The sequence below is a fragment of the Variovorax sp. P4_D9 genome (assembly GCF_056401695.1).
This window is the reverse complement of record NZ_JBFUIU010001450.1, coordinates 1-1,346: the sequence shown is the minus strand read 5'-3', so window position 1 is coordinate 1,346 and position 1,346 is coordinate 1. Positions and strand designations below refer to the sequence as shown.

Sequence of the window (1,346 nt, the reverse complement as noted above, 5' to 3'; positions counted from 1 at the left end):
CGACGTGGCCGCGGCGTTTTCTCGTGTGTTAGGTCGTGACGTGCGGATGGACGTCGTGCCGCGGGCCACCTGGGAATCACTGTTCAAGTCGCAGGGGATGAAGAACCCTGTGCCGCGCGCCCAGATGCTGGACGGCTTCAACGAAGGGTGGATCAACTTCGAAGGTGACGCATCCAGCACCCGCAAAGGCACCGTGTCCCTGGATACGGTTCTGCAAGGCCTGATCGCGCGCGCTTGACGACCTCACGTCGTCGCACTTTCACAGCTTTTGGACTCATTGGCGTCTAGGAACATGATCAAGAAATCAGTCGGCGCAAACTGCACAAGGGTGCTGCCACGTTGATGACCGTCCCGGCGCTCGCCGCGGAGTTCCGCTGGTTGCGCGCCCTGGCCGCGCATCCGGGGCGGGTATTCTCGCGCGATCAGGTCCTGGACCACGGCGACGGCCGCTTCATCACCGACCGAGCAGTCGACAGCCACGTGCGGAACCTCCATCGCAAGCTGATGAACGACACGAACGGCCGCGACCCGATCCGCTCAGTCTACGGCGTGGGCTATGCCTACGAGTGGCCGCGCGCCGCAGAGTGGCGAGGCGGCGCTTCTGCCCAAGGCTGTGAGCAAGACGCTGTTCCTGGACATCTCTGCCAAGCTCACCGCCGCAGGCCTCACGCCCGAGCAGATTCCCGCGAAGATCGAAGGCATGGCCTTCGGCGAGGACGTGGTTGTCGACGGCCTCGTCAAGCACTCGCTCTACGTCGCCAACGACAATGACTTCCTTGCCACCACCCCGGGCGGCAAGGCGAACCCCAACCAGTGGTTCGTTTTCACCTTCACCCAGGCCGACCTGGGCGACACAGTGTTCGTCAACCAGCGCTGGGTGGGCCGGCCTTGAGAGCGCGAGGTCATATCGCTGCGCAATCCTTTTTGGCCAGGGAGCTCGATGCGCAAATCAATGCCGGTGATTGCGCGCTGAGGTGTCACTCTTCTTGGCCCCGGAGGTAAACGAAACTTTAGAGCGCGTAGCCGACGCGCAGAGCATGCCGTACGAGCAATCGCGCGCTCCGCGCTAAGCCGCCCGGCCTGCGCCCGGCTTGGCCTCTTAGCTCCCGACGTGCCGCGCGACCGCGCCGCTAGGCCGTGCTGCGCGAACTTGCGCGAGTGCTGAACGAGCAGCGCCGGAAACTGGAGCGCGCCTAGTTGCCCGGGACGTTCGAGCCTCGGGTCCGACATCGACGCGTCATGGGGACCATTGCGATGGGCACAAACTATTGATGGGGGTACTCAAGGCGACCAAAATGCGGTGTAAATCATTACACAATATTTGGAGACATTTGATGACTTACATC

3 protein-coding genes and 1 pseudogene are annotated in these 1,346 nt (G+C 62.8%); 3 read left to right on the top strand and 1 reads right to left on the bottom strand.

Annotated features, from left to right (window positions below):
* Positions 1-238 (top strand): annotated as a pseudogene (locus AC1DY5_RS55905) (NmrA family transcriptional regulator); the annotation flags it as partial.
* Positions 239-243: 5 nt separating this feature from the next.
* On the opposite strand, the gene AC1DY5_RS55900 reads toward AC1DY5_RS55905, so the two are convergent.
* Entirely contained in the window at positions 244-495 is a 252-nt protein-coding gene (locus tag AC1DY5_RS55900; protein WP_478122748.1) for a hypothetical protein, read from the bottom strand.
* Between AC1DY5_RS55900 and AC1DY5_RS55895 the strand changes: the two genes are divergently transcribed.
* Entirely contained in the window at positions 379-771 is a 393-nt protein-coding gene (locus tag AC1DY5_RS55895; protein ID WP_478122747.1) for a winged helix-turn-helix domain-containing protein, read from the top strand. The two genes, AC1DY5_RS55900 and AC1DY5_RS55895, sit on opposite strands and share 117 nt — an antisense overlap.
* A complete protein-coding gene (locus tag AC1DY5_RS55890; RefSeq protein ID WP_478122746.1) occupies positions 701-892 on the top strand; it encodes a hypothetical protein in 192 nt (63 codons plus the stop codon). The genes AC1DY5_RS55895 and AC1DY5_RS55890 overlap by 71 nt, the downstream gene beginning before the upstream one ends.
* Positions 893-1,346 lie beyond the last annotated feature (454 nt).

What these genes read in the sequence shown, in the direction of transcription:
- AC1DY5_RS55900 (WP_478122748.1), bottom strand. Translation starts at nt 495, where the DNA reads ATGGAGGTTCCGCACGTGGCTGTCGACTGCTCGGTCGGTGATGAAGCG.
- AC1DY5_RS55890 (WP_478122746.1), top strand. Translation starts at nt 701, where the DNA reads ATGGCCTTCGGCGAGGACGTGGTTGTCGACGGCCTCGTCAAGCACTCG.